This window comes from Paenibacillus sp. ALJ109b (genome assembly GCF_010747435.1).
Classification (GTDB): Bacteria; Bacillota; Bacilli; order Paenibacillales; family Paenibacillaceae; genus Paenibacillus; species Paenibacillus taichungensis.
The window spans coordinates 1-26,457 of sequence record NZ_JAAIFP010000034.1; the positions used below are offsets into that span (position 1 = coordinate 1).

Below are 26,457 nucleotides of genomic sequence, written 5' to 3' on the forward strand. Positions count from 1 at the left end.
CTCGTTGTTCAGTTTTCAAAGATCAAACTCGATTTGTGTTACTCTTTTTTCGTCTCAACCGTGTTTTCGGAGGCGACTTAAATAATGTATCACATTTCGTTTGTTTTCGTCAAGAACTTTTTTTAATTTCTTTTTTTGAAGCTTTCGTTCTTCACTAATTCCAATGCAGAATTTATCAATTGTTGACGATAAGCTCGTTTGAGGAACGAAATATAATGTATCATATTTCCTGAATAAGAGTCAACCTCTTTTTATAAATTATTAATCAAACAAAAAAGGAAGGTTTCCCCTCCCACTTTATAAGCCATTTAACGACAGGCTTCACGAGTATCTACGCCTCAATCCAATAGCGGATTTCCCGTCCATCTCCTCCTATAAAGGATGGCCAGCCTGCCGATTCTTTTACTATAGAACGAAACACCAGCTTACGAAGGATGAGCGGCAAATCCTCTCGTACAAATCTCAACTGTGGATGATGGACAAGTTCATCCATACCCCACGGCTCCCTTCTACTTCCCAGCACACGCAGAAGCAAGCCGGAACAATCACTCATTTTGGACATCACTGAGAATTCACAAGCAAGCAGCACAAGCTCAACTCTCTGTTCCAGTGTCTCTGAACTTACTGTAAGCTCCTGATAGAGCTTCCACAAGGCACGATCCAGACTCTGCACATGTGTCCAGACGGCATGATCCGGGTAGATCCCCTGTTCAATAAGTACAATTCTAGCCCAGTTCCCCAAAGCCTCAAGCACATTGTAATAAGCATCAACAACATGGCCCTCTTGAATGTAACGTTTGGCTTCCACATACATTCTCAAAAAACTGGCGAATTCATGCAGCAGCTTTTGCTCACGCAATTCGGTTCCAAAAGCAGATAGTTCCTCTCGCAAATCGCTCAAAGCGTTATCTGCTTCCCAGATGATCTCACCTTCAATCAGGCACTGCATGATGTTATTGTTATCCCCCGTGATTACACTGCTCTGCAGCTCATGACGGCTGACATAGATCATTTGATAACGAAGATCACCATATTTGTAGTGTCCAACCTTAGATATCAACTGGTCGGTATTATGCACAACAAGTACGAGCAATTCAAAATCCTGGATTAGGGAGCCGTGGAATCGCTCTCCCGGGTGGGAATAAGCGATAGCACCAACTGCCCCTGTCTCTTCCGACTGTTCGGACAAAAAAGCAAGGTTCTTTAGTTCCACGATTCCCTCCATACAATTCATGGCAGATAAGCGCCAAGTCAGTTATAATGTAATTCTACATGCAGACTGAAGTTTCCTTCTTATCCAGGTCCGATACTACTCATACGATAGGAGCATTTTTCATGATTTTTAAATCTGCAAAAATTAATGCTTTTCGCACTTGGGGACTACTACTGACCATGCTAGGCATGGGCCTAATGGTACTGGGAACTGCCGGAATTGTGTTCTGGGGACACGCAGGTAAAGTATTTGCCGCCGTGGGACTCGTCATCGGCCTGATTGCCATGATGGCTAGTCTGGCTATTTATTTCTGGGCTGGTATGCTTTCCACAAGCGCCGTACAAGTGGACTGTCCGGAATGTGGCAAGTTAACCAAAATGCTCGGCAAGACGGATCGTTGTATGTTCTGTCATACCATCCTTACCCTGGACCCTAATCAGGCCAATACAACCAGTTCACAACTGAAAGCGCATTCCACACCTCCATCCCCTTCCGACACAGATAATGGCATGAGTTCCAACAGCTAGATGCTCTTTTCATCAAAGCCCAGAGACAGAAAAAAGGCCCGGTATCTTCACCGGACCTTTTTTGAATTTCAGAAAGACATTAAATTAATTAATATATAAGTTCAATAGAGCTATTTCATGTTTATTTCGAATACCCTGCTTGTTTTAACGTCTCCCATGCCGATGCATCGGCGAAGCTTCGATTCCATGCAGCTACTCCACCCAATTTCAACGAAGCAACCAAATCAACACGTGCCTGAAGCGAAACGGCATCCTCTATCCAAATTTTCTTAGTGGCCCCATCTTCGGAATATTCCACATAATTCTGTCCGCTTTGTTTATCCAGAACAGGTTTGAGTTTCTTTTCCTTAATCAGATCTGCGATGGTGCTCATGCCTACCGCTTTGGAAGAAACTTTCACTTCTCCTTGATCATTGGTCTCTTCCGTCCAGATTCGAGTATATAGCGGCACAGCCATAATCAATTTGTTTGATGGTACTTCATCCTCTTCCAGTATCCTTCTCATAGAAGACTCAGTCCAAGGAAGGGAGGCAACCGAACCGGCCTTTGGACTCGCAGCCCAGTGCTCGTCATACGCCATAACGACAATATAATCGGCAAAGGAGCCTAACGAGCGACGATCCAGAAAAGCAGACCACATCTCACTGTTCGATTTCGGCGTCACATCAACCGAGAGCATCAAGCCATGTATGCGAGCCATCGCCTTGATTTCGCGTACAAATTGAGTGATGTTCGGTCCATCATCTGTATAGACATTCTCAAAGTCAATGTTAATGCCGTCCAAATGATACGTCTGTGCATACTCCAGCATCTGCTCAATAATATGCGTACGTGTCTCATATGAGGCCACGGCTTCTTTCGTAATATCCGGATCAAAGCTGTTATCCATCAAGCCCCACACTTCCATACCGGAATGGTGAGCCCAGTTGACGTATGCTTTATCCCCTTTGCTTTTTACGTTGCCTTGTCCATCTGTAATATGGAACCATGTGGGGCTGACCACATTAACTCCAGGCATCTTACCAATCGAAGACACATCAGGCTGTCGATTGTACACAGCTTCCCAAACCAGGTTGACCGGTTTATTCTGCCACTTTTTCTCGGCCTCAGTCAGGGTGAACTTAGGCTTGTCCAGTTCCTTTTTCTCCGTAAGAGTGACATACTTATTAGCCACATATCCGGCATAACCATTATCCAACTGAACAAAGCTCTGGTCATCACCTGTCTGCCATACCCTTACTCGTGCGTCCTGCTCCATATCAGCAATAATGGGAGAAGAAGATTCTCCTCCGCGTTTGTATAGAGGAACCGTTTTGTCCGCCTTGGAAGACAATGTATTAATCTCCGCATACTGAATGGTGTCACCTCCACGCATTAGCAGCACGGCACCTGTAGTAGCATCTTCCTGTATAGCTATCCCATATACTTCTTTCAATGGTTTGAGCGGAATATAAGCTTCTCCGCCAACCACCTCCGGTTTAACCGTCATGGGATAATCTCGATGATTAAGTTCCGCCTTCGTACTACCTTCCTTCATATGGAGTACTCGCTGCGGTGTTGCAATAATGATATCTCCTGTGTCAGCTTCGTAACGTATTCCGGAATCGATCGCCTCTTGTAGTACCGATACAGGCAATTTAAGCTGATCTCTCGTTCCTGAAGCCTCGCCATCCATTAATTGTCCGTCCACAAAAATAGGTTGATTCATGCCAATCCAGTCGGGGTCTTCATGAATCTGATTAAGCCAAACATTCGTTATTAGCCAATAAGCACCGCCTGCGACAACACAGGCAGCCAAAAATCCAGGCCAGAACGAGCGGCGCTTCTGACGTGTATATCTGCTTTTTCTACTCAAACGTCTACCTCCGTTAATCATGCTGAATCATGAAATAGCTAAACTGCTGCTGAAACTATATACATTCTATCGTCCTAAAAACAAAAAACGTGAAGAATCCAATCTGAATTCTACACGTTAATATTGTAATTCAACTCTCTTAATCCCTGCAACTTTTACAAACACCATATACTTCCAATCGGTGCCCATGTACTTCGAATCCTGTACTTGACTCCGCCTGAAGCTCGACGCTTTTTAACGAAGGATAACTGAAGTCTTCAATTTTGCCGCATTTATCACAAATAACATGGTAATGATCCGTCACATTGGCATCGAAGCGGCTTGAATTATCTCCGTATGTCAATTCCCGAACCATGCCGGCTTCCAGAAACATCTTCAAATTGTTATATACAGTCGCCACGCTCATACTGGGAAACTGGGGTTCAAGCGCACGGTAAATTTCATCGGCTGTTGGATGCCCCATGGATTCCATCAGATAGTTCAATATGGCATGACGCTGGGGTGTAATACGGACACCGGTCGTTTTCAGATGCTCCAACGCATGTTGGACACGTGTTGCCATAAAACCCACCGCCTTACCTTTCATTACTCTGCAGAGACAGAATGTGTGATCACATGTCCTCTTCATTCAGAGTTGATCCTCGGCTGGAACAACGACTTTACATTTTTCCTGCCGTGTAACCTTGCCAGTTTATATTTATTGTACGGCGATTGCAAGTTTATTGTCAACGCGTCAGTCAGGGAACTTCGGACGTTTGGTCTTGGGAATTCTGTCCGTCTTCGGTCATTTGTTCCAAGTTATCATCCGTATCTTCCGAATCCAGTGAATTCGTTCCAACAGGAGGTACTGCAGGATTACGATCAATAGTGAGGTCACTGTTTCCCTCAACTTTAACCGTATATTCTCCTTCACCAAGCTGGCCCTCAATCGTTTTATTCTTCACTTTAAACGGCAGATCCGTTTGCAGATCTCCATAACTGCTGGAACCACTGAGACTATAATCCCCCCGCTCCGGAATCAAAATGTTAATAGCACCTACAGCACTATAAACGTCCCAGTCACCGCCTACTTTGGCGGATACAATACTTATACTGCCATTGAGGGATTGAGCTTTGACTGCCAAACTTGCGCCGTCTACACTGATATTTCCGTTTCGGGTATCCGCCGTGATCTCTCCGACGGAGTCCGCGATGCTAATACTTCCGACTTGAGTAGTCAGATTCACATTTCCAGAAACCCCACGGGCCTTCATGTCGCCTCGATTACTGTTCAAGTCCACATTTCCGATCGCATTTGCTACAACGACATCACCATTCAGTGTTTTACCGGAAATATCACCTACGGCATTCGTAATTCGTATCCGTCCATTTCCTGTCTCAGCCAAAATGGTACTAATGGCTTCCGGACGATTCAACAATATGGCTCCATTGGACGTTCGAATATCGAGATTAAAACGACGATCATCCGGGATTGTTATGGTGATATTCATCCGCGGCTGTGTTTTTTCGTTCTCTCCATACGTTTTGCCTGTAGTCTTGATATGAATCACTTTTGTCCCGTCTGCCTCAACAAAGGAAGCGTCCGCCACTGCTTTGGCCTGCACTTCAGTTGTCTGATCCACCCAAACTACCGTACGCACCTCAATCTCTTCTGTCTCCCCCCGCTGTACCGAGATATCCCCGTTCACTCCCTCAACAACGAGGTCCGATGTATCCATACCTACAGGCACCCGAATCGTGCCCTTATCTTCCATATATCCTGCTGCCTGACTATAGTCCATGGATGCTGCTCCGAGATTAAGACTCACCCTGTTCCACAAATGCATATAATGATCCTGCTCAGAAACGATAAATACAGAAGCCGTCAGGACAAGGGACGTCAGGATGCCTTTCGCATCGGGTCTGAAGCGCATTTTAATTTTCTCACTTTGGTTGTCTGAAGCTGCATTCCCTCTTCGACGTGTCACTAAGAACAACAGTATGTATTCTACACCTAACACAACGATCAAGAGGGGCCACCAATCGACCATCTCATATACATAGTCCGTTCCCCACCGTTTATCCAAAATCAACAGCACACCGACAGCTACGAGTAAGGCGGCAGCCGTATAGCGGCCGACCCGGACTTTACGGTTCATGGCTATCCCTCCTTGAATAGTTCACACTAGATTTTCTTCTTGCGAAGCATGACCCAAATTTCCCGTCCGAAAAGGATTAATCCTCCTGCGATCATCAAAACAGCAAAAGTGTATCCGCCATATACAGCGATTAACTCTTTAAACCAACGCGGTTTGCGAAAGAACAATACCAGCAGCGATCCTCCTACAATCAGAAGCAGTCCAAACGAAATGCCTCTCTCCCACACCATCATAGCTTCCCCTGCAGAACGTTCGTTAGGGATGGGCTTGTCCGAGCTATTGTGCGTAACCGCTCTTCTCCTGCGCATCATCACCCAGTCCGCAGATTGCAATACATCGAATACATTGTAAAAGTAAATCACCGGAATAAACAATGCCAGTAGGATAAGCAATGGTACATTGATCTGTATTCCAATAGTTGAGAAATACAAAAGTGCTGACAGGTCCAGAAGCACAAGCATCATGAAAGTCAGACCTCTCATGTATAGTCGGAGATAAATATGGCCCAGACCCGGAATAACCGCACTTAGTAACCCGGCAATAAACTTGTGGGTCCGATTTCGGACAGGTTTTCCGCGCTTTCCGCTGGAATTATTGTTCGACTGACGTTTCCGTTTCATAAACGACTCCTTTCTTCCGGGCTGATGTTCCCGCTCTTCATGCATTTGGTTAGATAGTACCCTAAAGAGCCGGGAGAGTAACTGGAAGAAATATGGTTATGAGCAAAAACCCTCCGGCACTAAAGGCCTCAGAGGGTTTAATTCATTTATTCGACCGACACTTTCGTTACATGTTCCCACTGTCTTAACTTGGATACGAGCTGCACTGCACTGAACTCATGTGGCATGTAGACATGCAACACAATTTCAATTTTGCGTTCAACCGATATCATTTCTGCATAAGCCAAATCCTGCTCATTAACCGTTATTTTACGGATTTTGATCTTCTCCTGCTCCATAAATGAAGATACCTGTTCCAGAAAACCGGGCTCAGACAAGGTATGAAGGGTAACGACATGCAGTTTGTTTCCACGGATATACCTAAGTTCCAACTTGTTGAATACCCAGAGATTAAGTAATACCAAGACTGTTGACACGATGGAGGCAAAAAAGAATCCCGCGCCTGTTGCCAGTCCGATGGCTGCCACAACCCAGATGGAAGCTGCCGTTGTCAGTCCGGTAATTGACTTGCCGGTAAAAAGAATCGTGCCCGCTCCGAGAAACCCAACGCCTGTAATAACGGCTGTAGCCAGACGGGCCGGATCAATCCTTACGTTTAATTCATTTGCAAAATCTTTAAAACCATAAATAGACAACATCATGATTAGTGCAGATCCAAGGCACACCAGAATATGGGTACGCAGACCGGCAGCATGATTGGAACGCTCCCGCTCCAGGCCTACAAGCCCTCCAAGCAGCATAGCCAGTAATAATCGTAATAAAATGTGCCACTCATCTATTAACCAGGGATTGCCCAAAGCCGGTATTCCTCCTCCAAGTTGTTCACATCATTAATCTTTATTCTTATGAAATGTCGTTAATTCCACTCCAGGTGCAATCTGTACAACTTCCACGGGCTTAAAACCGAATTTCGTATACAATTTCACAGCTGGCTGGTTCAACGTCCCTGTGGAAACGATATAACGCGGAAGATCCGGATACTGTTCAAATACATACGTCATCAAAGCTGCAGCAATTCCTTTACGAAAATGATCAGGGTGCACCATCATGCGTGTGATCGTCAACGTATTGATCTCTTCCTCATCCACTGCGACCGCACCAAGTAATTCACCATCCGTGTCCAAATAGCCATAAAAGATCTCCCCACAGTTCTGCAGCGTCTCCATCGTATCCATCAAAGGCGGAATTTCCTGAAAACCGATGATTTCGGCTTCGAGCCGATAAGCTACATGCTGAAGTCGCCAGAGCTGCCCTACTGTCTCCAGATCACTCAATGACAAAGATTGAATCTTCATAACTACCTCATCTCCTTCGTATGTCACTGAATCCAGGACATTACAATCAAACTTATGCCCCTAACAAAAAGAGGCTGTCACAGGGACGAGCCTCTTTCTGTCCGGCCTCACCGGATGGATTAGCGGTTCAGTACATCTGTAAGCAGTTGATTGGCTAGTCCCGGATTGGCTTTGCCTTTGCTTTCTTTCATGACTTGACCAACGAGGAAACCAATTGCCTTTTGTTTACCAGCCTTGTAGTCTTCCACGGATTGCGGGTTGTTCGCAACAACCTGCTCCACAATGGCAAGAATGGCACCTGAGTCACTAATCTGGACCAGACCTTTTTCTTCAACGATTTGTTGTGGAAGCTTGCCGCTCTCGAGCATTTCCTTAAATACCGTTTTGGCGATTTTACTGTTAATTGTACCTTTTTCAAGCAATCCAATCATCTCACCCAGACCTTGGCCAGTCAGTGGCACCTGGGTCAATTCAAGGTTGCTGGTATTCAAATAACCAAGCAAATCGCCCATAATCCAGTTGGATACTGCTTTGGCATCCTTGGTGTATTTCAGACTGTCTTCAAATAGATCAGCTACCGCTTTGGATGAGGTAATAACCTCTGCATCATAATTAGGCAGTCCATAATCAGCGGTATAGCGGGCTTTACGCTCGTCCGGGAGCTCCGGTATGGAAGCTCTGATCCGTTCTTTCCAGGCTGCATCAATATGCAGGTTCACCAAGTCCGGATCTGGGAAATAACGATAGTCATGCGCTTGCTCTTTACCACGCATCGACAGTGTTTTCCCTTGAGCTTCATCCCAGCGACGAGTTTCCTGAACCACTTCACCGCCGTCGTCCAAAATTTCAGCTTGGCGGAACTGCTCGTATTCCAAACCGCGCTGAACGCCACGGAAAGAGTTCATGTTTTTCAGTTCGGCTCTCGTTCCCAGCTTCTCCTGTCCATGCGGACGCAAACTAATGTTGGCATCACAACGCAGTGAGCCTTCTTCCATCTTCACGTCGGATACATCACAGTACTGCATGATGGCACGCAATTTCTCCAGATATGCACGAGCTTCCTCCGGAGAAGAAATCTCCGGCTCGGACACAATCTCTACCAAAGGGGTACCAACACGGTTGAAATCGACCAATGAAGCATAGCCGCCGTCAACGTGCGTAAGCTTACCTGCATCTTCTTCCAGATGAAGACGCGTAATGCCGATTCGCTTCGTTTCACCGTTAACTTCAATATCGATCCAGCCATTCTCACCAATCGGTTGATCGAATTGTGAGATCTGATAAGCTTTCGGAGAATCGGGGTAGAAGTAGTTTTTGCGGTCAAACTTGCTGACATCAGCAATGGTGCAATTAAGGGCCATGGCTGCTTTCATCGCGTAATCTACAGCTTGGCGATTCAATACAGGCAATACGCCTGGATGTCCGAGACAGACCGGACAAGTATGTGTATTTGGCGGAGCTCCAAAGGCAGTGGAGCAGCCGCAAAAGATTTTGGAGTTTGTATGCAACTCGACATGGACTTCAAGTCCAACGACCGTTTCATATTTAGATGCGGACATTTCTATATTCCTCCGTTCCGGGCAGTCTACAGCTGCGGACGCTGCTTGTGGAATTCCGTATTTTGTTCAAACGCATGCGCTACGCGCAGTACGGTCGTTTCATCAAAAGCTTTACCGATAATCTGCATGCCGACAGGCAGTCCATCCGAGAATCCACAAGGGATGCTAACTGCAGGCACACCAGCCAGGCTGACAGGGATAGTCAGAATATCATTGAGATACATCGTAAGTGGGTCATCGACTTGGGAACCGAGTTTAAATGCCGTTGTTGGCGCAGTTGGCCCAATGATGACATCATATTTGGCAAATACGTCGTCGAAATCCTGCTTGATCAACGTACGCACTTTCTGAGCTTTCAAATAATACGCATCGTAGTAACCCGAGCTGAGTGCATAGGTTCCAAGCATGATGCGTCGTTTCACTTCGGGACCAAAACCTTGACTACGGGATTGGTGGTACAAATCCAGCAAGTTTTCCGGATTGTCTGCACGAACACCATAACGTACGCCGTCGAAACGAGCCAGGTTCGAAGAAGCCTCTGAAGAAGCGAGCAGATAATACGTAGCTACCGCATATTCGGTATGCGGAAGGGATACTTCTTCCCATGTTGCGCCGAGTCCTTCGAGGACTTTCAGGGCAGACAGGACGGTTTCTTTAACTTGAGGATCAACGCCTTCACCAATGTATTCCTTCGGAACAGCAATGCGAAGTCCTTTGACATCCCCTGTGAGTCCGCTCAAGTAATCCGGGATATCCACTTTCGCGGATGTCGAATCTTTGGCGTCATAACCAGCAATGGCTTGCAGCACATAGGCAGAGTCCTCGACATTTTTCGTCAAAGGTCCAATTTGATCCAGGGAAGATGCGAATGCAACCAGACCAAAGCGGGAAACGAGTCCGTAGGTCGGTTTCAAGCCGACAACACCGCAATAGGAAGCAGGCTGTCTGATGGAGCCCCCTGTATCTGATCCCAATGTGAAATAAGCTTCTCCTGCCGCAACAGCCGCAGCAGATCCACCACTTGAGCCGCCCGGAACACGATCGAGTGCCCATGGGTTACGTACAGGGTAGAAGCTTGAATTTTCATTGGAGCCACCCATGGCGAATTCGTCCATGTTCAGCTTTCCGATCGTCACGGTATCGGCTGCTTTCAACTTCTCGACAACCGTTGCATCATACACCGGGTCGAAATTGCGCAAAAACTGGCTGCCACATGTTGTGCGCAGTCCGTTCGTAACGATGTTGTCCTTAATGCCGACAGGCAGACCGAAAAGCAAACCTTTCTCCTCACCGCTAACAAGACGATCATCCAGTTGACGTGCACGTGCACGTGCTTGTTCTTCATCCAGCGCCAGATAAGCCTTAACCTTTTCATCCCGTTCACCAATGTTCTGATATGCCTGATTCACCAGATCGCTGACCGACAGCTCCTTGGCGTGCAGCTTGTTATGTATCTCCGGCAACGATTGTTCAAATAAACTCACGTAATTCGTCCTCCTTCCGGTTATCCGTTATTCCATTACAGCAGGCACTTTGAATTGCCCGTCTTCTTCTTCTGGTGCATTGCGCATGACCTGTCCAATCGACAGACTTTCCTTCGTCTCATCTTCACGCATCACATTGCTGACGTGCAGCACGTGAGTTGTTGGCTCAATGTTCTCTGTATCCAGTTCATTCAGCTTCTCAGCATATTTTAAAATCGCGTTCAGCTGTCCTGTCAGGGTCTGCTCTTCTTCAGCAGTCAAATTAAGCCGGGCCAGCTTGGCCACATGCTGAACGTCATTATTCGAAATACTCATTTCCGGATGCCTCCTTCATTCGTTCTAATTCCTGAAACCGCCGAAAACGAATCGTCCGTTTAACGGGCTAAAGTCCCAAGATAACTTTTTTCATTATAGGTGAGATAGTTCGACAATTCAATGCAAATGACCCGAGTTACCGAATATGCAAAATAACCCCAAACGGTGGAGTCTTCCTTTAGTATACATTTCAAAACCTAATTAACTGAATTTTTACACGTATAACCAGGATAATGAGGGCTTCAACGTTCATACTTTCTAATCTAATCAAAAAAGAGCCGGCATCAGCCGACTCTTAAAATTCTAAATCCATGCACGCAGGTTAACCTGCTTTATAAAATCCGCCTGTGACATAACATCGTTCGCGGTTTCTTCTTCCTCTTCCACAGCTTGAAAATCTCCGTTCATCAGATGATGAAACAGTTTCTCATTGTGTGTCGCAAGGGCGTAATCTATCAACGCTTCTCGCTCGACCCGCTCAGCTTCCTGCTTCAGCAGAATCTCTTCTAGATCGACGTCGCCGGATGGAACAAAAAAGTTCCGATTCACCTGCGGCACTCGAAGCACGTAATCGAACGCATTGTCCGGATTCCGGTCATAAGCGATGATGAAACCATATTCCCCCACAGGAAGATTCTGCTCAAACGCATCCGCGACGATGACAACCTTCTCTCCTAATCGCAGCATCGTCTAACCTCCTGGTAGTCTATCTTTTTATTATTTGTATAGTCTACTAGAAAAGAATAGCGATGTCTACGATTACTAGAATTAAACAAAACATTTGTGCAAAATCTTTTTTCCAAGCCATTAACTCTATGATTTGCCCGACGTTCGCTTAGGGGGTCTGCGATCTGCTCGCACCACAATAAACCAATATATGATCAAAGGTGTTGGGAATCCAGTAATGCCCCACAATCCCCATAACCAGGGGAATCGGCCACGTCTGCGTGCATCCTGAAAGATCCATGTTCCCTGTATCAGCAAAAGAATGGCAATCAGAATAAGCCATATGAGAGGAATCTCATTTAAAGAATAATGCAGATCATTCATGACGAGTCTCCTTCCGGCGTCGCCCTGACCAGATTACTGCCACGGCAATCGCTGCACACAAGCTTATAGCCTGGATACCCAAATATAGAGCTGGAGCCGAATGGAACAATAAGACACCTAAAGCGATAATGAACAGTCCCACAATCCAGAACAAAATCATTTCGATCCGATTGGCTCGTCGTTTCATTTGTTTTCGTTCCTTGACTTGGGCTTCAATGGAGGCTAATGAAGGAATGTTTACAGGCTCATACGCATCATCGAGCACTTTCATCTGTTGTTGCATTCGCATCAGAATCTCTTGTTCATCCTGTTCCTCAGATCTGCTCATGCTCAACCCAGCTCCTTTCTCAATTGACGAAGACCATAGGCAGTTCGAGACTTCGCCGTTCCCGATGGAATACCCAGCATTTCACCAATTTCATCATAGCCATAGCCATAATAATGCTTCAACAGGACGGTAATACGATGTTCTGGGGTTAACCTTGTCATGGCATCCATTACATCTGTCCATTCTTCATTCCGGCTCTCAAATTGCCACCGCAATTTCCGTACAGCCTGATTACGAATTGCTTCCAGCCAAATCTGTTCTCTTCGTCTGCGCCTAGTCTTGTCGATATATATACGGGTGGCAATCGTAATCATCCATGACGAAAAGGCAGACGAGCCATCGTATCTATGAATATTTTCCATACATCGAATCATCGTATCCTGCACCGTTTCCTCAGCAACGTTGGGGTCCATCGTTACTTTGACAAGATACTTATACACAAAAGCGTAATGGCGCTGCAGCAGTTCTGCCAGTGCACTGTCATCTCCCTGTATTGCTCTCTGTACCTCTTCCAGTTCGGCTGCCTCCATCTGAATCATCACCTGCTCTCCGCTCAGTCTTATGTTATTACGACAGGCTCTGCAAAAACGTTCAATTCAATCCAAAAAAAAATCTGAAGCCGACAATTTCCCGGGCAATCAGACTTCATTTCGGTAATCTTGCAGTTTGTCGAACCACGGTTGGTTGCGTGCTCCGCTGCTTAATAAACGACTTCTCCATATATTCTGCTGTTGATCCTTGATTGGATTCATCTCAATATTCATGTAATTATGTAGTTGAGGACGCTGGGTAACTGCTTCTATTCTGCCACTTTCCATTGCTCGTCGGTTTTCTTCGATGATCAGGTTCTCGGCACGTTGTCCCAACTGAATCACTCGCTTTTTTTCCACTTCTAATTCCTCGCTCTCATTAGCTATTGTTTCATATTCTTCTGACTATTATCATCTATGCATATTATAATTCGACTTACTAATTGGACTAAAACGATCTTCTGTAGATACTTGTCAACGATCTGTATGTAGGGCTAAACGGGATGTAACTTTAATGAAAAAGTGGCTGAAAACAAAAAAAGAACGCAAACCGGGTATAGACCACAGTCTGCGTGCTTCGCAAGTTAGGGTGTTTCTTTGTATTGCTTCAGTTAGATGGTGCTTTAACGCTTGTAACAACTAATTGCTATTCTAATGAAAAAGTTGTCACTTGTCCAGACTTTCTTCACATAAATTGTCGGATCATCTTGCAGACACGTAAGGATTGTTCTTCTTCTCATAACCGATTGTCGTTTTGGGACCATGACCTGGATACACTTTGACCTCATCCGAGAAGGTGTACAACTTGTTCTGGATTGAATTAATCAGATCCCGTTCACGGCCTCCTGTCAGATCCGTTCTGCCTACACCCATACGGAACAGAACATCTCCAGCAAACAGATCCTCACCACATAGCAGACTTACACTGCCTGGTGAGTGTCCTGGTGTATGGTACACTTTGAACGTATGACCAATAAAGTTCAACGTCTGACCTTCGTCCAAGGCATATTCAGCTGGATCTGTCGATAACGGCGGGGTAGCCTGAGGCCAGTTCAAAGAACCATTCAATTTCGGCGTTGTGAGCCAATCACTCTCCAAGTCATGCAAATAAACGGGACAGCCTTTCAATTTGCGAATTTCATCCACGCCGCCCATATGATCAAAATGCGCGTGAGTGAGCAGGATCGCTTCAATCTCAAGGTCCTGAATGGCTTTGAGTAATGGGCCCGGATTCATTCCCGGGTCAATGATTACGGCTTTACCTGGATCATCGCCCTGCAACAGATACGCATTGGTCTGGAGCGGTCCCAAAGAAAATGTGCGAATGTTAAGCATATCGGCTCAGTAACCCGAAATCAGTTCACGCAGCTCACGGATAATAGCTGCATTTGACTCCGTTCCTTCCCCATAACGTTTCCCAATCTCTTGACGTGCAACAGCCAAATTATCCTGATAATCTGCCGCTTCACGGTCCGGGTTGAGACGTTTGAATTCAACCATAACTTCCTGCACATGTTGTGGACGAGGTCCCCATTGACCCAGTACATGTCCGCCCGTATCTGCAAAAATAACGACAGGGACAGAGCGTCCGCCCATCGTAAGGAACTCATCCATCACTTCAGGGTGATTTTCCAAAATAAGAACTTCTGTCGGAATGCCGGATATTTCCAGTGCCTGGAATACGACCGGAACATTACGTACCACGTCACCACACCAGTCAGCAGCCAAAATTAACACACGCAAATCATCGCGGTGATTCAGGCTTTCGAAAAATTCACGATCATCCTCGCTTGGCCATGCAAAGCTGTCATAGTTTGCCTGAAACTCACTTTGGTTCTTCGTCATGCTCTCAATGAATTCTTTCGGTGGCAGACCTTTACCGAATTTGTGAGACAAGTTTGGTTTTCCCATAACTAGACACTTCCCTTCTTTTTACGAGCATTCATCCATTTAATAAGTACATAAATAATCATAAGTGCGAGAGCAACGAGCAGAATCGGCATAATATAAGGTGCCGCTTTCTCGTTGATATGTTGCCATTGATCTCCAAGTATCATCCCTAAATATATAAACAATGCAGACCAAGGTATAACAGCGAGGGTTGTCAACAAAATAAATCGACCCGTATGCATTTTGGAAATACCGGCAGGAATCGATATGGCATGTCTTACGACCGGAACAAAACGCGCCGTGAAAATGACACCTGTCCCATACTTGCGGAACCACTCTTCGGAATGGTCGATGTGCTTTTTCTGGATCAATATGTATTTTCCGTAGCGTTCAAGTACAGGTCTTCCGCCATAACGGCCAATCCAGTAAATAAATAGCTGGGCTATGACACCGCCCACAGTACCAAAAATCATTGCACCGAAAAAATTAATATGGCCTTGTGAAACGAGAAAACCTCCATATGCCAGTACAATTTCACTCGGAATAACTTCAAGCATTAGTCCAAGCATAATTCCAAAGTATCCAAGACTCTGAATCCAATCGAATAATTGATTGACAATGTTATGAATAACGTCCATCTCGACCCTCTTTCTTCATCCTGATTGGCAGTGCCCTTCCGCACCATGGATGTTCGTCCCTATTTTATCACAGGCCTCTAGCTGTTGCTACTTCACCCGTCTGGGATAGTGTCCCGCAGGCAGCCGTTTGCATATGGTATCGGGAGAGGAGCGTGAGAAGATGTCATTCAAATCAGCACCCGGTACTCCCCCGGTCAAACATAACACCCCAGGCCAGAAGCTACCTTCTGCCCGCGGTATCCGAAGAGCATGCAGCAAAGAGCTGTATCGAACAGCCAAAAAGTTAAAGGTATATATCTCCCCCGAGCTGATGAAGCAAGCGGAAGAATTGTATTATGGGAAGGTCATCGCCAATCTGCTCTGGATCGGAGAAAATCGGGATAATCGCAAAAAATTATGCGAATGGTGGAACGCGGATGTCAGCTTAGAGATTGCGACTCTATGGGGTGTGGAGGTAGAACCGCTGCAAGCTGCCTTTAAGAATGCGTTTGGCGGATACCGGTTGTAGGTTGAAAGCAATGAACAGGTAAACGAACAGGTAATTGTAAAGCATATTGGTCGATTTTGAATAACCTGAACTGAGGCGTAAAGCAATACTTTCGTTGAATCCATGAGAGATCGTTCATCATGTTAAATATTGAATCAATGTTTTCATGGATCTCGTTCACTTTTAGCGTTGAATGAGGTCAGATATTCAGGGACTCTTTCTAGTCACTTCTGAAGCATGTGGACCAAAAGCAAGGAGGCGCAGATTATCCCCATAACGTGATGCTTCTTCTCCAAGCCCAAAACGTCGATCATTTCTCTCCTCCCCTGCTGCCACTTCTTCAGCCAGTTGTCTATAACGTTCGTACATCCTTACTCCAGCAGCAGCGGTCTGCCTTCCTCGTTCAGCATACCCTGACGCCAGTTCCCTCCGTGATGCCTGTTCCATCCAATACAAGGCTTGGGACTGGCTGGACGCGTCAAAACGATTTAGGGCCAGGCCATGTTCAAAATAGTTCCCAGCCGATTCTCCTCTACCCGATTGAGCGGCTAACCGCCCCAGCTCTCTGTAGAGTTGGGGTGAAACAGGGGAACAGGACAAGCTCTGCACCAATATCGATTCAGCTTTTTTCGCTGGAAGCGCACGGGACAGGGAGATGGCGATATCCGGTCTGTAGGGGTTGAACTTGTACGCCGCAGTAAGTAGCGCTTTACGCTCAGTATCTCCTGAATCTTTTGACATGGCTAGACGATATTGTTGTTCTGCCGCCACCTGTTGTCCAGCAAGCCAGACTGTGCCGCCAAGCCAAAACATGACGAACAGTCCGGTTAATATCCGTTGAGGCCATGGGCTTAACGGACGGAGAAAACGAGACCGCTTTTTGTCAGCCGCGGATTCCTGTAGAGTTGGCGACGAGAGGGCCCAGCCCCCCAGCCAAATGAATATCATCCAGAGGAAGGTGAAGCTCCAGTCAAAGTCCATTGCGCCATGGAGGCCAAAAATAATAACCGAAGGCAGCAGCTGAGGTGCTTGCCTCCACATCGTCCGCAGAGTGAAAAAGAACCATCCGGCGATGAGCAGCAACCCGATCACGCCTGTATCGAGAGCCAGATCGAGGAAGCCGTTGTGGACCTCGCCTCCAACATAAGGCGAGGATTGGATGGCGCGAAACATGCTGCGCCATGTCTCTCCCCCGTGGCCCAGCCATGCGGCCTCGGTCCAGAGCTTCAGGGCGTCCCGCCACATCTGAAGGCGGGACAGCCCTGTGCCCACGCCAGCCGCCATGCGGTCGGCGGTGGAGGCCACGGCCACAGTGGCAGCGGTGATTCCCGCCAGCACTGTGGCCGTGAGGGCAGCGGCGCGTACACGAGCGCTGCTGTGCCACAAACGGCACAGCAGCAGCGTGCCGAGCAGCGCAGCTGCCCATGACCCGGCCAGTGCCAGCAGGCCGGGCACGGGTGCAGGCGCCAGCTGGGCCGCAGCCAGCTGGCGGTAGAGCCAGGCCGCGCACGCCAGTGGCGCGGCCGTGGCCAGCAGCAGCGGCAGGCGGGCACCGCGCCGCTGCAAAGCGAAGACGGCGACCGCGGCACAGCCGGTCGCCAGCCAAGCGCCGCGCGACTCGCTCAGCAGGAGCGCGGCTTGCGCGGGCATGAGCGGCAGCACTGCCGCGATGAGCCGCCCGGCCGACAACGGCCGGGCTATGGCGCGCGCGGCGGCAGCCAGCCGCTCCAATGCGTACATGCCAACAACGGCACCGTACGCATTGGGGTACTGCAGCAATCCGCCGAGCCGGGCTCCGGCGGAGCTAATCTCGGGGTCAGCGGTTCGCATGACCCCATAAGGCAGCGGCAGCACACCACACGCGGCAAGTACTCCGCTTAGCACAAGCAGGCCACCTGCCAATTGCCAGCCGCATGCAAACCATCGCGCTCCGTTCGCACGTGATGCCAATATGACGGTTAGCAACGCAAATATCGCCAGAAGGCTCCAGCGCAGCATCTCATCCAAGCTTCCCTGTACACTGACAGAGCCCATCCATACATGCAGGCCAAACCAGACTGCCATAGCCAGGGGCCAAAGTATCCAGCGGAAATGAGCATACTGCATAATGGCCACATATAGTCGTTTGAAGTAATCCAACCACTGAGCAATCCCTAGCTGCCCTATCGTCTTCGGTGCATTGAAACACATAATAAACAAAACAAACCAAATAAGTACACTTCCTGATGCCATGAGTACCATGGGATATACGTCCGTAGCATAAAACAATCCCCTACATAGACACCCTGCCAAGAGTAACGCCACTGCAATTAAACCAAGAACTGCCGTTAGTGCCGATTCTGAACTCCACTTAGTCTTCTTATCTGATCTCGCCTCCTTCATGCGCCTCCTCCCTTTCTCCCGTCTCCGTATTCTTCTTAATTAATTTCAAACAAAAAAAGACAGAAGCTCCCAATAGGGTCTTCTGCCTGATCTCATGCCTTTGGCACATTATATATATTTTCACGGGACCCTCTTACCAGTATGTCCCGTCAATGGCGATGACAGACGAACTGCATCGTCTCAAAGGATCAAGCAACTCAATCATATATCATCCTTTTTGCCATCTGTCGTCAAACATTATGCATCACTCTTCATTGTTCCATAGGCATTCACATTCAACAATGATCACAGTGGCTGGCATCTTGGGTGACACCTTTGATCGATTCCTCATTTGAATTCTCTTGGCTCGCATCTGCCCCATGGTTCTGCTCAGCTTCTTTCATCTTGCCGTCACCTGGAAGCAAGTCCGCACATGCCCGCTCCAAATAAGGATCTGCGTGAATGAAATCACGGAATGCAGTATATTCGTTCCACATGTCAGCAGTCTGTCCAGCCTGGCCTCGTACGGCACGGATTAATATATTTTTCGGCGTATGCTCCATGTCGATAAATTCGAGCAACTGCGTTTTGTATCCCATCAGATCGAGCAGCTTGGCCCGAATGGCATCCGTTGCCAAAGCGGAGAAGCGTTCCTTCAGAATACCGTGTGACAACAACGGGTTCATCACGTTGGATTCAATCTGGTCAAATAGCTCGTGCTGACAGCACGGTACAGATAGAATGACGGAAGCGCCCCAACGAACGGCTTTCTCCAAAGCGGCATCGGTTGCTGTATCACAGGCATGCAGCGTTACAACCATATCCACTTCATTGAGCTCGTCGTAGTCAGCGATGTCCCCAACGAGGAACTTCAGGTCACCATAATGCAATTTGTTTGCCAGATCATTACAGTGTTCAATAACATCGGCTTTTAAGTCGAGGCCAATAATTTTGAGCGATCTGCGCTGTTGTACGGACAAATAGTGATATAAAGCAAAGGTGAGATAAGACTTTCCGCAACCAAAATCAACAATGGTAAGTGGACGGCCCTCCGGCAGATGCGGGATGACATCCTGTACCATCTCTAGGAAACGGTTGATCTGTCTGAACTTGTCGTACTTACGAGCCAAAACGCGGCCTTCCTCGCTCATAATCCCCAGCTCGACCAGGAACGAAACGGGAACTCCATCTTCCAGCACATATTGCTTTTTGCGATTATGCGAGAGGTCCACCGCAGTTTTGGAAGCCGACTTGGTTAGGATGGACACTTTATATTTTTTGCTGATCAAAATTTGATAGTCTGCGTCTGTAGTACAGAGCAGTCCTTGACGAAACGTCTCTTCGCATAGCAAAGTCATGCGTTCTGCCGCTTCATCCGGAGTCAAATTCTCGTGCAGCACTTTGTTGGTATAATGAAATGCGAATTGATAATGAAGCTGATTCTTGAGCGTTACCGGCTTGACTTGCACTTTCGTATACGAGACATTGTCCCGTCTGCGCAGCTGGCTCCAGGTCGCTGTAATCAGCGAATTCTGTTCAAAGATGTCTTGTATAAGCTTTCGCAATGAATCCACGGGGGTACATCTCACTTTCGGTTTGGTTTGGTCAACCGTTACCATAACACAATTCCGTTCCCTCTCCAAGTTAACGGCCTATTCATCGGTTTAACGGTTCAGCTCGGCAAGCCCCTCTTCCACTTCCTCACGAGGCAAGCCACCTTGTTGCAATTGCTCATCTTCCAGTTGTCTTAACCTTTCATAGAAAGCCTGTACCTCACCCCGATACTGAATGGGATGGCTGTCGTCTACCTGCAGCAGTCTGTACCAGCTATTCTCAGCCTGATCATAACGCCCCTGCTGTTCACGATACAGGGCAAGCTGCTTTTCCGTTCGTGCCGGAAGTTCATATTGTTTCGTCTGCTCCAATATTCCCTCCACACGATCTGGAGCATCCAGCAGCCTCGAATTAGCCCCATTATTCAGTGCGTACAGGTAAAAATGAAGTGATCTCATCAGACGAATGAGTGCTTCATCCTCTGACTCCATTTTTTCCTGGTCATCTATGCCCTCTACTTTGGCTTTTTCATTATAAATGTACGCTTCTTCTTCGATCAGCCTGGCGGCTTGTTGCAGATTGTCCACTTCAATGACGCCACGAAAACGGAACATTTCAATGACATCTTCGGCCGGCAGTGAGTTCAGCAGAGATAAATTCAGTCCAAACTGCCTACGCAGCAGCTCGTCCAGCTCGGACAGAGCCTCCGTGTGTTTTCGCTGTTGTTTAAGTGTAAATACTTTGCCGATCGCTTCTGTCATTTCCTCCATCATGCGGAGCAGATAATCTTTCCTGAACATGCTATGTGCCCCCTCATCGTTCGATCGTGTACATTCCAGTTTCACTTGCATGATCCATTCTCATCATTTTAATTCATGCCATGACAAAAAGCCAAAACATGGTCTATAGCTCGTCCTATGCTCTGGCCCTGAACAAATAAAACCCCTGCCGTTCTTGAGCGAACGATGCAGGGGTTTAGCAAGGTACCGACGATCCGCTAAGGAGGCGAAATCATCGGATACTCTATTCATGTTCCATTATTACTTCGATAATCCCGTCAAAAATTGTTTAATGACCTGAATTAGTTCTTCCGGAGCTTCATACATGCTCATATGTCCTGCTCCAGGAATCACGGCTTGTGTAATATGTGGCTTGTCACTTGTGAATGTTCGTTCCGGCGGAATGACAGCATCCTTCTCGCCGGCAACCAACAGGACGGGAAGCGGTGTAGCTGATAATACATCACGGCGGTCCGGCCGTTCCCGCATAGCCAGTGCGGCTCCAGTTGCTCCTTGCGGCGCAGTCTGATAACCAATTTCCTTCACACGTGTCACTTGCGTCGATAGCGATTCCACATGTTCTGGTGCAAACAAGCCGGGAACCAGCCCATCTACAAAGTGAACAATACCTTCCGTCTGAATGGTGGATACTGCGCGAAGACGTTTTTCCTTGCCCTCTTCACTATCCGGATACGCTGTGGAATGAATCAAGCCGAAGGCATTCAATCGTTCTGGATGGCGCTGTGCGATAGAAAGTGCGATATATCCGCCCATGGAGTGACCGAGCAGGACAGCCTTGTCCACCTCTAGCTCGTCCATTAATTGCAATACGTCATTGCCCATCTGATCAATGGTATAACTACCTACAGGCGCGTCCGTTTTGCCATGTCCACGCAGATCGGGTACGATGCAACGATAGCTGCGTGCAAGCTCAGGCACTACTTCATCCCAGTAGGATGAACTGCCGCAGTATCCGTGGAGCAAAATGAGTGCTTCTCCCTTACCCTGTTCGGCATAACAAATCGTCGTTCCGTCACACATCACTTTTTCCATATAAATCCCTCTCTCTGCGCGAATTAAATTAATTCAAGTTGTATATTATTAAGCCTGCATATCATTAATGAAACGTTTATCTGTATTTCACTGCTTCGGCGACCGCCTCTGCAATCATTCTGGACATGCCCATAACGAAATGAAGCGAGGTCATCTGTAGAATGGAATAAGGTCTCGGTCCATTAGAATTCACTACAGCAGCCACGCTGTAATGACCAACTGGCGGCAGCTTGCCTCCAACCGATTTTGCCGGAATGAGTGGATGTTCTGCGAGATAGTATGTACCTGTTGCCTGTTTTGGACCCAGACAAGCATCTATGGCGATGATAGCATGATGTGACGGGACAAGCGCCAGCCTCTTCTCCAGCGTATCAGCATCACAAGGAGACGCCAGCGTCCCTACAATGTGATTTACTCCGGCCTCCTGTAGCAGACTACCTGTCAGTGGGCCCAGTGCATCACCGGTGGAACGGTCCGTCCCGATACAGACAAAGGTGATTTCATCCGGTGAATGAAGCTTATATATGTGCTTGAAAAATAATACCAAGTCTTCTCCCTGCACATTTTGGCGGGCTTCCCTACTTTGATGACGAACCAATTCCCGCTTATATGTTGCCAATCTATTTACCTCCTTTACACATGTGCTCCCTACCTGAGGCTCTATTGTTATATTCCTCATTTTACCCGATGCTTGATTTCGCCGCAAAAGCATTGGCCTGGGCCTGTCCAATCATGATACAATGACAACAGTTTCCGATACGGAAGGGATGGACATAACGATGGATTTAACGCAAGCAAGCGCAGCCAACATGGAATATATGATTGAAGCGATCAAAACGAAGCTGCGGATGGCCAGTGGAGCTGCCATGCAGGCTTCAGCTTTCCCACTCGACAAGTATGAAGATTTGTTTGACCTGTATGAGATGGTCCTGGGTAAGGAACATCTGAGTATCTCTGAAGTGGAAGCTGTCGCTTCCGAACTGGGTAATCTCCGCAAATCCTAGGGCGGCATAGCCCATGGAAAAGAGGACCTGTTCTCCACATCACAGTGGAAACAGGTCCTCTTACATTTGTTTTTTCCGTCAAGGCAAATCCACCAATACAAATTCAGCAGTATCGCTGCCTGTACCTGTAATTTGCAAATCACAGCTTTTGCGGATTCGTGCAGCATCACCCGGCTTGAGAGTGAAGTTGCCATCTGAACATACAATCTCGATATGGCCACTAATAAGGAAGAGATGTGTACGCCTATCCTCATGTTGAGGGTACATTAATTTTTGACCGGATTCTAGATGGGATAGATAGCAAGTTACATCCTGTGAAATAGGCAATGCTCCCTCTGCTCCTTCTCCCCCTCGCCCTGATACAATCGGACAAAGACGGTTCAGATACTCCTGAGCCTCTACACGACGATTAGTATACGAGGGCTTCAACATGCGCTGGGATGGCAGAAACCACATCTGTAGAAAGCGTACAGGTTCATCCTCTGACGGGTTAGTCTCTGAATGCTCTACTCCGGTACCCGCACTCATGACCTGAACCGTTCCCGGTTCCAACAATTGCTCCGTTCCCATGCTATCCGTATGTTTCAACGTACCTGATATTACATAACTAACAATCTCCAAGTCATGATGTGGATGTCGCTTAAAGCCTTCCTGCGGCATCAGTGTGTTGTCATTATGAGCCAGAAGACAACCAAAATGGGCATTGCTTGGATCATCATAGTCCGCAAAGGAAAAGCTGAATTCACTGTGTATCCAACCTCGATCCGACGTGTGCCTTTCTTCTGATGTCACTACTTTAATCATGTTCATCCACCTCCAAGGGTTTAGAGCTGCCGTACTATCGCAGCAGTTCTTGCGTGTATATTTAGAATTCTATAGATCAATACCAGTTGGTATGTCATCTTTACCCGTGGTCCGGGAATTCTAATCACGCCCCTTGCATATGGTTATACGCTTTCTTCAGGTGAGTGAAGCTTGAATTCGATCTCTGCCCGCCCTACGACTTTACCGGCGTCGTTCCGAATGTCAGGTGGATATACTTCTGCCAGTCGTTCGATAGTTTTCCGATTGCTATATCCAATCTGCTCCAGAATGGATTGGGCAATATAGGCCCATTCTTCTTCAGAACCGTCAAGCACTTTGAACGTAATTCCGAGGCGTTCCTTTTTCAGGGCAAAACCAAACACACCCTTGAAGCCACCTTTGGCTACAATGTTGCTGTCTTCAAGCAGCACGGAATCTACACGCTGCGTTCCTCCTACCATTAACGGATATTCGTTCATGGCTCCAGTAATGGTCTCTACCGCGGAGCGTGTAGATGGGTCTTCGATCAGATCCGGGCAAGCCAGCTTCAGATATGCGTTCGACAATGCCGATAACGGCAACGAAAATACCGGAAAGCCGCAGCCATCCGTCCCAAGTTTAATCTCTTTCTGTTCAATCCCTGCCATATAGGCCATGGTCTCGAGAATTTCACGCTGCACCGGATGTTCTGGCTCTGCATAAGTTCCCAAATCGGCCTGTTTCATCTGAGTGTATGCGAGAATGCCCAGATGTTTGCCGGAGCAGTTGTGGAGAATACGACGCTTCTCTCCTTGAGCACGCAGCCATTGATTTCGGCTTTCTTCATTGAGGGGGTAACTCGGTGCGCAAATCAAGCACTCTTCACCCAACCCTATTTTGCTTTCTATCTGCTCCAGCACCTGAATATGCATCGGCTCCGAACGGTGCGAGGAAGACATGATGGCAATCTCCTGAGCTGTCAGACCATAATGCCCGGCAATACCAGCACGAATCCCCGGAATGGCCTGAAAGGGCTTGGCGGACGAACGGGTAAACGCTCTAAAATGAGGATCGCCGGCTGAATATACAACATTGCCGTTCTCATCCGTAATGCTTATGTGTCCGTAATGGGCGCATTCCATAACGCCCGCACGGTATTCTTTAATTAACAGGGCACTCTCCATGCGAGTTCTCTCCTTTATACTCCCGAATTCATCTCTGCTTTGCGTCACGACGCCGCATGGGATATCTTAAATAGTATAGTACAAAAGCGACGTTTTTACAGTTTTTTCGACAGACATTTCGGGTAATCCTTTATCAATCTTTATCTACCTACTACCATCACTAAAGGAGATTCTCATATATGCTGCGCAAAACGCATTTACCCACTTCCGGGTTAGCTCGCAAAACTTCGGTACGTCCACTGCTCAACTGGGTTGGTGTTGGAATTATAGCCAGCGTTTCGGTCGTCTTCATACTGGCAGCTCTGGGAGCGTTACTGGGTAACGATTTTATCGTTTCATTGGATGAAAGGATCCAGCAGTTATTTTATCTGAACTCGGATTCACGTCTTCATCTGCTGCCTTTCATTTCATTCATTACTGCGCTCGGTTCTTTCAGACTTTCTGCCATCGCAGCTATCGGTTTTTCAACTCTTTTCTTGTGGCAGCGTCGTCCCCGTTTCCTCATATATGGTTATGCGTTACTCAGCAGTTTTGCCATGATGTGGATTCTCAACACCTTATTGAAGGAAATATTCAGGCGCAGTAGACCTGAGCTGGAACATCTGCTGGTTGTTCATGGATATAGTTTTCCAAGTGGCCATGCGATGATCTCGATGGGGTTTTATGGCATGCTCTTTGTCATCTGGGCAATTGAACGAAATCAACGTGTGTCTGGAGTTGCACTGCCTGTCCTTTGCGGAATAACATTTATATTTTTGGTTGGCCTCAGCCGCATCATGCTGGGTGTACATTTTCCAACCGACGTTTTCACCGGATTTGCTGCTGGACTGGCTTGGATCTTCTGTATGATTAAAGGGATTCAACGTTCCATCTGAATTGCACTATCCTATAATTTCCAGTATAGATCTCTCTAGATTGATTGTTTCACCTGGAAGCACGGCGTTTATATACGAAGTAAGCAAACGCGAACAGACACCATCCTACATCAAGCACAAAGGAGGCGGTTGTTATGTGGGGTATCATTATCAGCATTGTTATGGCAGTCATTATCGGTGTAATCGGTGATGCACTTGCCGGTCATAACATGCCTGGAGGAATCATCGGTGCAATGGTTGCCGGATTTGTCGGAGCTTGGCTGGGAGCACTCTTGCTTGGTAACTGGGGACCGGTCATCGGTAACTTTGCCGTAATTCCTGCCATCATTGGAACAGCAGTCTTTGTCTTTTTGCTGGGGCTTGTGTCCAGACTGTTCAGACAGGCTGCCTGATCGGTCCAACAAGGTGTTCGTTGTTTCGTATCCGTTTCTTAAATTTGAAGAAGGAGTGATTTGACATGAATAAAGCAGAAGAACAATATCCTGTACAAAGCGGTTCAACTTTCGCCAAAGGAATTTTCATCGGAGGTTTGCTGGGAGCAGCTGCAGCACTACTCTTTGCCCCTAAACCAGGACGCGAATTGCGTGGTGACCTTTCCGAGAAAGTGGGGATCGTTACAGATCGCACAAAAGAAGTTGCAGCGGTTGTCGGTGATAAAGCTTCCGAACTGGCTAAAACGGTCTCTTCCAAAACTTCTGATATTGCAAAAACGGTAAACCAAGGCCGTAATGACGTGATGGACTCCGTAAGAAAAGCTTCCGCTGATGTAGCGAATGAAGCATCCAAAGCGTCGGACGAAGTGGCTGCCGCTTCTGTAGAAGCGAAGGAAGATGCACGTAAAGAATTGAACTCGACCAGCCTGTAAGGCTTTTGAT

The 26,457-nt window shown here is 47.3% G+C and carries 31 protein-coding genes; 6 read left to right on the top strand and 25 right to left on the bottom strand.

What is annotated here, in order from left to right:
* Positions 1–331: 331 nt before the first annotated feature.
* Positions 332–1,213, bottom strand: a complete 882-nt coding sequence (locus tag G3352_RS27490) for a nucleotidyltransferase-like protein (protein WP_345940815.1) — start codon at positions 1,211–1,213, stop codon at positions 332–334.
* A 122-nt stretch (positions 1,214–1,335) separates the two neighbouring features.
* Between G3352_RS27490 and G3352_RS27495 the strand changes: the two genes are divergently transcribed.
* A complete protein-coding gene (locus G3352_RS27495; protein ID WP_163761288.1) occupies positions 1,336–1,740 on the top strand; it encodes a YgzB family protein in 405 nt (134 codons plus the stop codon).
* Positions 1,741–1,861: 121 nt separating this feature from the next.
* Here G3352_RS27495 and G3352_RS27500 read toward each other — a convergent pair whose 3' ends face one another.
* From G3352_RS27500 to uptA, 17 genes are all read right to left on the bottom strand, one after another.
* Positions 1,862–3,595 (bottom strand): glycosyl hydrolase family 18 protein, encoded by a 1,734-nt coding sequence (locus G3352_RS27500; RefSeq protein ID WP_163761289.1) that lies wholly within the window; start codon positions 3,593–3,595, stop codon positions 1,862–1,864.
* A gap of 139 nt (positions 3,596–3,734) precedes the next feature.
* Complete coding sequence (gene perR, locus G3352_RS27505; protein ID WP_024631328.1) at positions 3,735–4,157, bottom strand: peroxide-responsive transcriptional repressor PerR; 423 nt, start codon at positions 4,155–4,157, stop codon at positions 3,735–3,737.
* A 175-nt stretch (positions 4,158–4,332) separates the two neighbouring features.
* Entirely contained in the window at positions 4,333–5,733 is a 1,401-nt protein-coding gene (locus G3352_RS27510; RefSeq protein WP_163761290.1) for a DUF4097 family beta strand repeat-containing protein, read from the bottom strand.
* Positions 5,734–5,759: 26 nt separating this feature from the next.
* A complete protein-coding gene (locus G3352_RS27515; RefSeq protein ID WP_163761291.1) occupies positions 5,760–6,353 on the bottom strand; it encodes a hypothetical protein in 594 nt (197 codons plus the stop codon).
* Positions 6,354–6,499: 146 nt separating this feature from the next.
* The gene (locus G3352_RS27520) at positions 6,500–7,210 is read right to left on the bottom strand and encodes an MgtC/SapB family protein (RefSeq protein WP_099858589.1); all 711 of its coding nucleotides are present in this window, start codon (positions 7,208–7,210) and stop codon (positions 6,500–6,502) included.
* A 33-nt stretch (positions 7,211–7,243) separates the two neighbouring features.
* Positions 7,244–7,708: a GNAT family N-acetyltransferase gene (locus G3352_RS27525; RefSeq protein ID WP_163761292.1), complete on the bottom strand. Its 465-nt coding sequence runs from the start codon at positions 7,706–7,708 to the stop codon at positions 7,244–7,246.
* Between the two features lie 119 nt (positions 7,709–7,827).
* Positions 7,828–9,267: an Asp-tRNA(Asn)/Glu-tRNA(Gln) amidotransferase subunit GatB gene (gatB, locus tag G3352_RS27530; protein WP_163761293.1), complete on the bottom strand. Its 1,440-nt coding sequence runs from the start codon at positions 9,265–9,267 to the stop codon at positions 7,828–7,830.
* 26 nt (positions 9,268–9,293) lie between these two features.
* Positions 9,294–10,751 (bottom strand): Asp-tRNA(Asn)/Glu-tRNA(Gln) amidotransferase subunit GatA, encoded by a 1,458-nt coding sequence (gene gatA / locus G3352_RS27535; protein ID WP_064640573.1) that lies wholly within the window; start codon positions 10,749–10,751, stop codon positions 9,294–9,296.
* Between the two features lie 27 nt (positions 10,752–10,778).
* Positions 10,779–11,066 carry an Asp-tRNA(Asn)/Glu-tRNA(Gln) amidotransferase subunit GatC gene (gene gatC, locus G3352_RS27540; RefSeq protein ID WP_163761294.1) on the bottom strand — a complete coding sequence of 96 codons (288 nt, stop codon included), beginning with the start codon at positions 11,064–11,066 and terminating at the stop codon, positions 10,779–10,781.
* A 303-nt stretch (positions 11,067–11,369) separates the two neighbouring features.
* Positions 11,370–11,753 (bottom strand): ATPase, encoded by a 384-nt coding sequence (locus G3352_RS27545; RefSeq protein ID WP_163761295.1) that lies wholly within the window; start codon positions 11,751–11,753, stop codon positions 11,370–11,372.
* 126 nt (positions 11,754–11,879) lie between these two features.
* The gene (locus tag G3352_RS27550) at positions 11,880–12,116 is read right to left on the bottom strand and encodes a hypothetical protein (RefSeq protein ID WP_099858586.1); all 237 of its coding nucleotides are present in this window, start codon (positions 12,114–12,116) and stop codon (positions 11,880–11,882) included.
* A complete protein-coding gene (locus G3352_RS27555) occupies positions 12,109–12,444 on the bottom strand; it encodes a YxlC family protein (protein ID WP_099858585.1) in 336 nt (111 codons plus the stop codon). The genes G3352_RS27550 and G3352_RS27555 overlap by 8 nt, the downstream gene beginning before the upstream one ends.
* 2 nt (positions 12,445–12,446) lie before the next feature.
* Entirely contained in the window at positions 12,447–12,983 is a 537-nt protein-coding gene (sigY, locus tag G3352_RS27560; RefSeq protein ID WP_240343258.1) for an RNA polymerase sigma factor SigY, read from the bottom strand.
* A gap of 99 nt (positions 12,984–13,082) precedes the next feature.
* The gene (locus G3352_RS27565; protein WP_163761296.1) at positions 13,083–13,334 is read right to left on the bottom strand and encodes a hypothetical protein; all 252 of its coding nucleotides are present in this window, start codon (positions 13,332–13,334) and stop codon (positions 13,083–13,085) included.
* A 342-nt stretch (positions 13,335–13,676) separates the two neighbouring features.
* Positions 13,677–14,309, bottom strand: a complete 633-nt coding sequence (locus G3352_RS27570) for an MBL fold metallo-hydrolase (RefSeq protein ID WP_163761297.1) — start codon at positions 14,307–14,309, stop codon at positions 13,677–13,679.
* A gap of 6 nt (positions 14,310–14,315) precedes the next feature.
* A complete protein-coding gene (locus G3352_RS27575) occupies positions 14,316–14,885 on the bottom strand; it encodes a thioredoxin family protein (protein WP_113055371.1) in 570 nt (189 codons plus the stop codon).
* Between the two features lie 2 nt (positions 14,886–14,887).
* Complete coding sequence (uptA, locus tag G3352_RS27580; protein WP_113055372.1) at positions 14,888–15,502, bottom strand: undecaprenyl phosphate transporter UptA; 615 nt, start codon at positions 15,500–15,502, stop codon at positions 14,888–14,890.
* Between the two features lie 160 nt (positions 15,503–15,662).
* Between uptA and G3352_RS27585 the strand changes: the two genes are divergently transcribed.
* Positions 15,663–16,010, top strand: a complete 348-nt coding sequence (locus G3352_RS27585; RefSeq protein WP_064640579.1) for a hypothetical protein — start codon at positions 15,663–15,665, stop codon at positions 16,008–16,010.
* A gap of 186 nt (positions 16,011–16,196) precedes the next feature.
* Here G3352_RS27585 and G3352_RS27590 read toward each other — a convergent pair whose 3' ends face one another.
* The 5 genes from G3352_RS27590 to yyaC all read right to left on the bottom strand — a co-directional run bounded on the left by G3352_RS27590 (position 16,197) and on the right by yyaC (position 22,355).
* Complete coding sequence (locus tag G3352_RS27590; protein WP_345940816.1) at positions 16,197–17,444, bottom strand: O-antigen ligase family protein; 1,248 nt, start codon at positions 17,442–17,444, stop codon at positions 16,197–16,199.
* Between the two features lie 1,202 nt (positions 17,445–18,646).
* Positions 18,647–19,924: a class I SAM-dependent methyltransferase gene (locus tag G3352_RS27595; RefSeq protein ID WP_345940817.1), complete on the bottom strand. Its 1,278-nt coding sequence runs from the start codon at positions 19,922–19,924 to the stop codon at positions 18,647–18,649.
* A 90-nt stretch (positions 19,925–20,014) separates the two neighbouring features.
* Positions 20,015–20,704 carry a DUF6483 family protein gene (locus G3352_RS27600; RefSeq protein WP_163761299.1) on the bottom strand — a complete coding sequence of 230 codons (690 nt, stop codon included), beginning with the start codon at positions 20,702–20,704 and terminating at the stop codon, positions 20,015–20,017.
* A gap of 240 nt (positions 20,705–20,944) precedes the next feature.
* Positions 20,945–21,736 carry an alpha/beta fold hydrolase gene (locus tag G3352_RS27605; protein ID WP_163761300.1) on the bottom strand — a complete coding sequence of 264 codons (792 nt, stop codon included), beginning with the start codon at positions 21,734–21,736 and terminating at the stop codon, positions 20,945–20,947.
* A gap of 76 nt (positions 21,737–21,812) precedes the next feature.
* A complete protein-coding gene (gene yyaC / locus G3352_RS27610) occupies positions 21,813–22,355 on the bottom strand; it encodes a spore protease YyaC (protein ID WP_240343260.1) in 543 nt (180 codons plus the stop codon).
* Positions 22,356–22,515: 160 nt separating this feature from the next.
* Between yyaC and G3352_RS27615 the strand changes: the two genes are divergently transcribed.
* On the top strand, positions 22,516–22,740 hold the full coding sequence (locus G3352_RS27615; protein WP_024631350.1) for a DUF1128 domain-containing protein: 225 nt from the start codon (positions 22,516–22,518) through the stop codon (positions 22,738–22,740).
* A gap of 78 nt (positions 22,741–22,818) precedes the next feature.
* Here the strand turns inward: G3352_RS27615 and G3352_RS27620 are convergent, their stop codons facing one another.
* A complete protein-coding gene (locus G3352_RS27620; protein ID WP_163761302.1) occupies positions 22,819–23,544 on the bottom strand; it encodes a pirin family protein in 726 nt (241 codons plus the stop codon).
* 143 nt (positions 23,545–23,687) lie between these two features.
* Positions 23,688–24,707, bottom strand: coding sequence for an asparaginase (locus G3352_RS27625; RefSeq protein ID WP_163761303.1), 1,020 nt, complete (start codon positions 24,705–24,707; stop codon positions 23,688–23,690).
* 179 nt (positions 24,708–24,886) lie between these two features.
* Here G3352_RS27625 and G3352_RS27630 point away from each other — a divergent pair, with 179 nt between their 5' ends.
* The 3 genes from G3352_RS27630 (at position 24,887) to G3352_RS27640 (ending at position 26,447) form a co-directional block, all read left to right on the top strand.
* Positions 24,887–25,582, top strand: a complete 696-nt coding sequence (locus G3352_RS27630; protein ID WP_163761304.1) for a phosphatase PAP2 family protein — start codon at positions 24,887–24,889, stop codon at positions 25,580–25,582.
* A gap of 134 nt (positions 25,583–25,716) precedes the next feature.
* Complete coding sequence (locus G3352_RS27635; protein ID WP_163761305.1) at positions 25,717–25,974, top strand: GlsB/YeaQ/YmgE family stress response membrane protein; 258 nt, start codon at positions 25,717–25,719, stop codon at positions 25,972–25,974.
* Between the two features lie 65 nt (positions 25,975–26,039).
* A complete protein-coding gene (locus tag G3352_RS27640; protein ID WP_099858577.1) occupies positions 26,040–26,447 on the top strand; it encodes a YtxH domain-containing protein in 408 nt (135 codons plus the stop codon).
* The last annotated feature ends 10 nt before the right edge of the window (positions 26,448–26,457 follow it).

Bases quoted from the DNA above. Each gene is read 5' to 3' on its own strand.
- G3352_RS27495 (WP_163761288.1), top strand. From the start codon at position 1,336: ATGATTTTTAAATCTGCAAAAATTAATGCTTTTCGCACTTGGGGACTA.
- perR (WP_024631328.1), bottom strand. From the start codon at position 4,157: ATGGCAACACGTGTCCAACATGCGTTGGAGCATCTGAAAACGACCGGT.
- G3352_RS27510 (WP_163761290.1), bottom strand. From the start codon at position 5,733: ATGAACCGTAAAGTCCGGGTCGGCCGCTATACGGCTGCCGCCTTACTC.
- G3352_RS27515 (WP_163761291.1), bottom strand. From the start codon at position 6,353: ATGAAACGGAAACGTCAGTCGAACAATAATTCCAGCGGAAAGCGCGGA.
- G3352_RS27525 (WP_163761292.1), bottom strand. From the start codon at position 7,708: ATGAAGATTCAATCTTTGTCATTGAGTGATCTGGAGACAGTAGGGCAG.
- gatB (WP_163761293.1), bottom strand. From the start codon at position 9,267: ATGTCCGCATCTAAATATGAAACGGTCGTTGGACTTGAAGTCCATGTC.
- gatC (WP_163761294.1), bottom strand. From the start codon at position 11,066: ATGAGTATTTCGAATAATGACGTTCAGCATGTGGCCAAGCTGGCCCGG.
- G3352_RS27545 (WP_163761295.1), bottom strand. From the start codon at position 11,753: ATGCTGCGATTAGGAGAGAAGGTTGTCATCGTCGCGGATGCGTTTGAG.
- G3352_RS27550 (WP_099858586.1), bottom strand. From the start codon at position 12,116: ATGAATGATCTGCATTATTCTTTAAATGAGATTCCTCTCATATGGCTT.
- G3352_RS27555 (WP_099858585.1), bottom strand. From the start codon at position 12,444: ATGAGCAGATCTGAGGAACAGGATGAACAAGAGATTCTGATGCGAATG.
- sigY (WP_240343258.1), bottom strand. From the start codon at position 12,983: ATGATTCAGATGGAGGCAGCCGAACTGGAAGAGGTACAGAGAGCAATA.
- G3352_RS27570 (WP_163761297.1), bottom strand. From the start codon at position 14,309: ATGCTTAACATTCGCACATTTTCTTTGGGACCGCTCCAGACCAATGCG.
- G3352_RS27575 (WP_113055371.1), bottom strand. From the start codon at position 14,885: ATGGGAAAACCAAACTTGTCTCACAAATTCGGTAAAGGTCTGCCACCG.
- uptA (WP_113055372.1), bottom strand. From the start codon at position 15,502: ATGGACGTTATTCATAACATTGTCAATCAATTATTCGATTGGATTCAG.
- G3352_RS27585 (WP_064640579.1), top strand. From the start codon at position 15,663: ATGTCATTCAAATCAGCACCCGGTACTCCCCCGGTCAAACATAACACC.
- G3352_RS27600 (WP_163761299.1), bottom strand. From the start codon at position 20,704: ATGTTCAGGAAAGATTATCTGCTCCGCATGATGGAGGAAATGACAGAA.
- G3352_RS27605 (WP_163761300.1), bottom strand. From the start codon at position 21,736: ATGGAAAAAGTGATGTGTGACGGAACGACGATTTGTTATGCCGAACAG.
- G3352_RS27615 (WP_024631350.1), top strand. From the start codon at position 22,516: ATGGATTTAACGCAAGCAAGCGCAGCCAACATGGAATATATGATTGAA.
- G3352_RS27620 (WP_163761302.1), bottom strand. From the start codon at position 23,544: ATGATTAAAGTAGTGACATCAGAAGAAAGGCACACGTCGGATCGAGGT.
- G3352_RS27625 (WP_163761303.1), bottom strand. From the start codon at position 24,707: ATGGAGAGTGCCCTGTTAATTAAAGAATACCGTGCGGGCGTTATGGAA.
- G3352_RS27630 (WP_163761304.1), top strand. From the start codon at position 24,887: ATGCTGCGCAAAACGCATTTACCCACTTCCGGGTTAGCTCGCAAAACT.
- G3352_RS27635 (WP_163761305.1), top strand. From the start codon at position 25,717: ATGTGGGGTATCATTATCAGCATTGTTATGGCAGTCATTATCGGTGTA.
- G3352_RS27640 (WP_099858577.1), top strand. From the start codon at position 26,040: ATGAATAAAGCAGAAGAACAATATCCTGTACAAAGCGGTTCAACTTTC.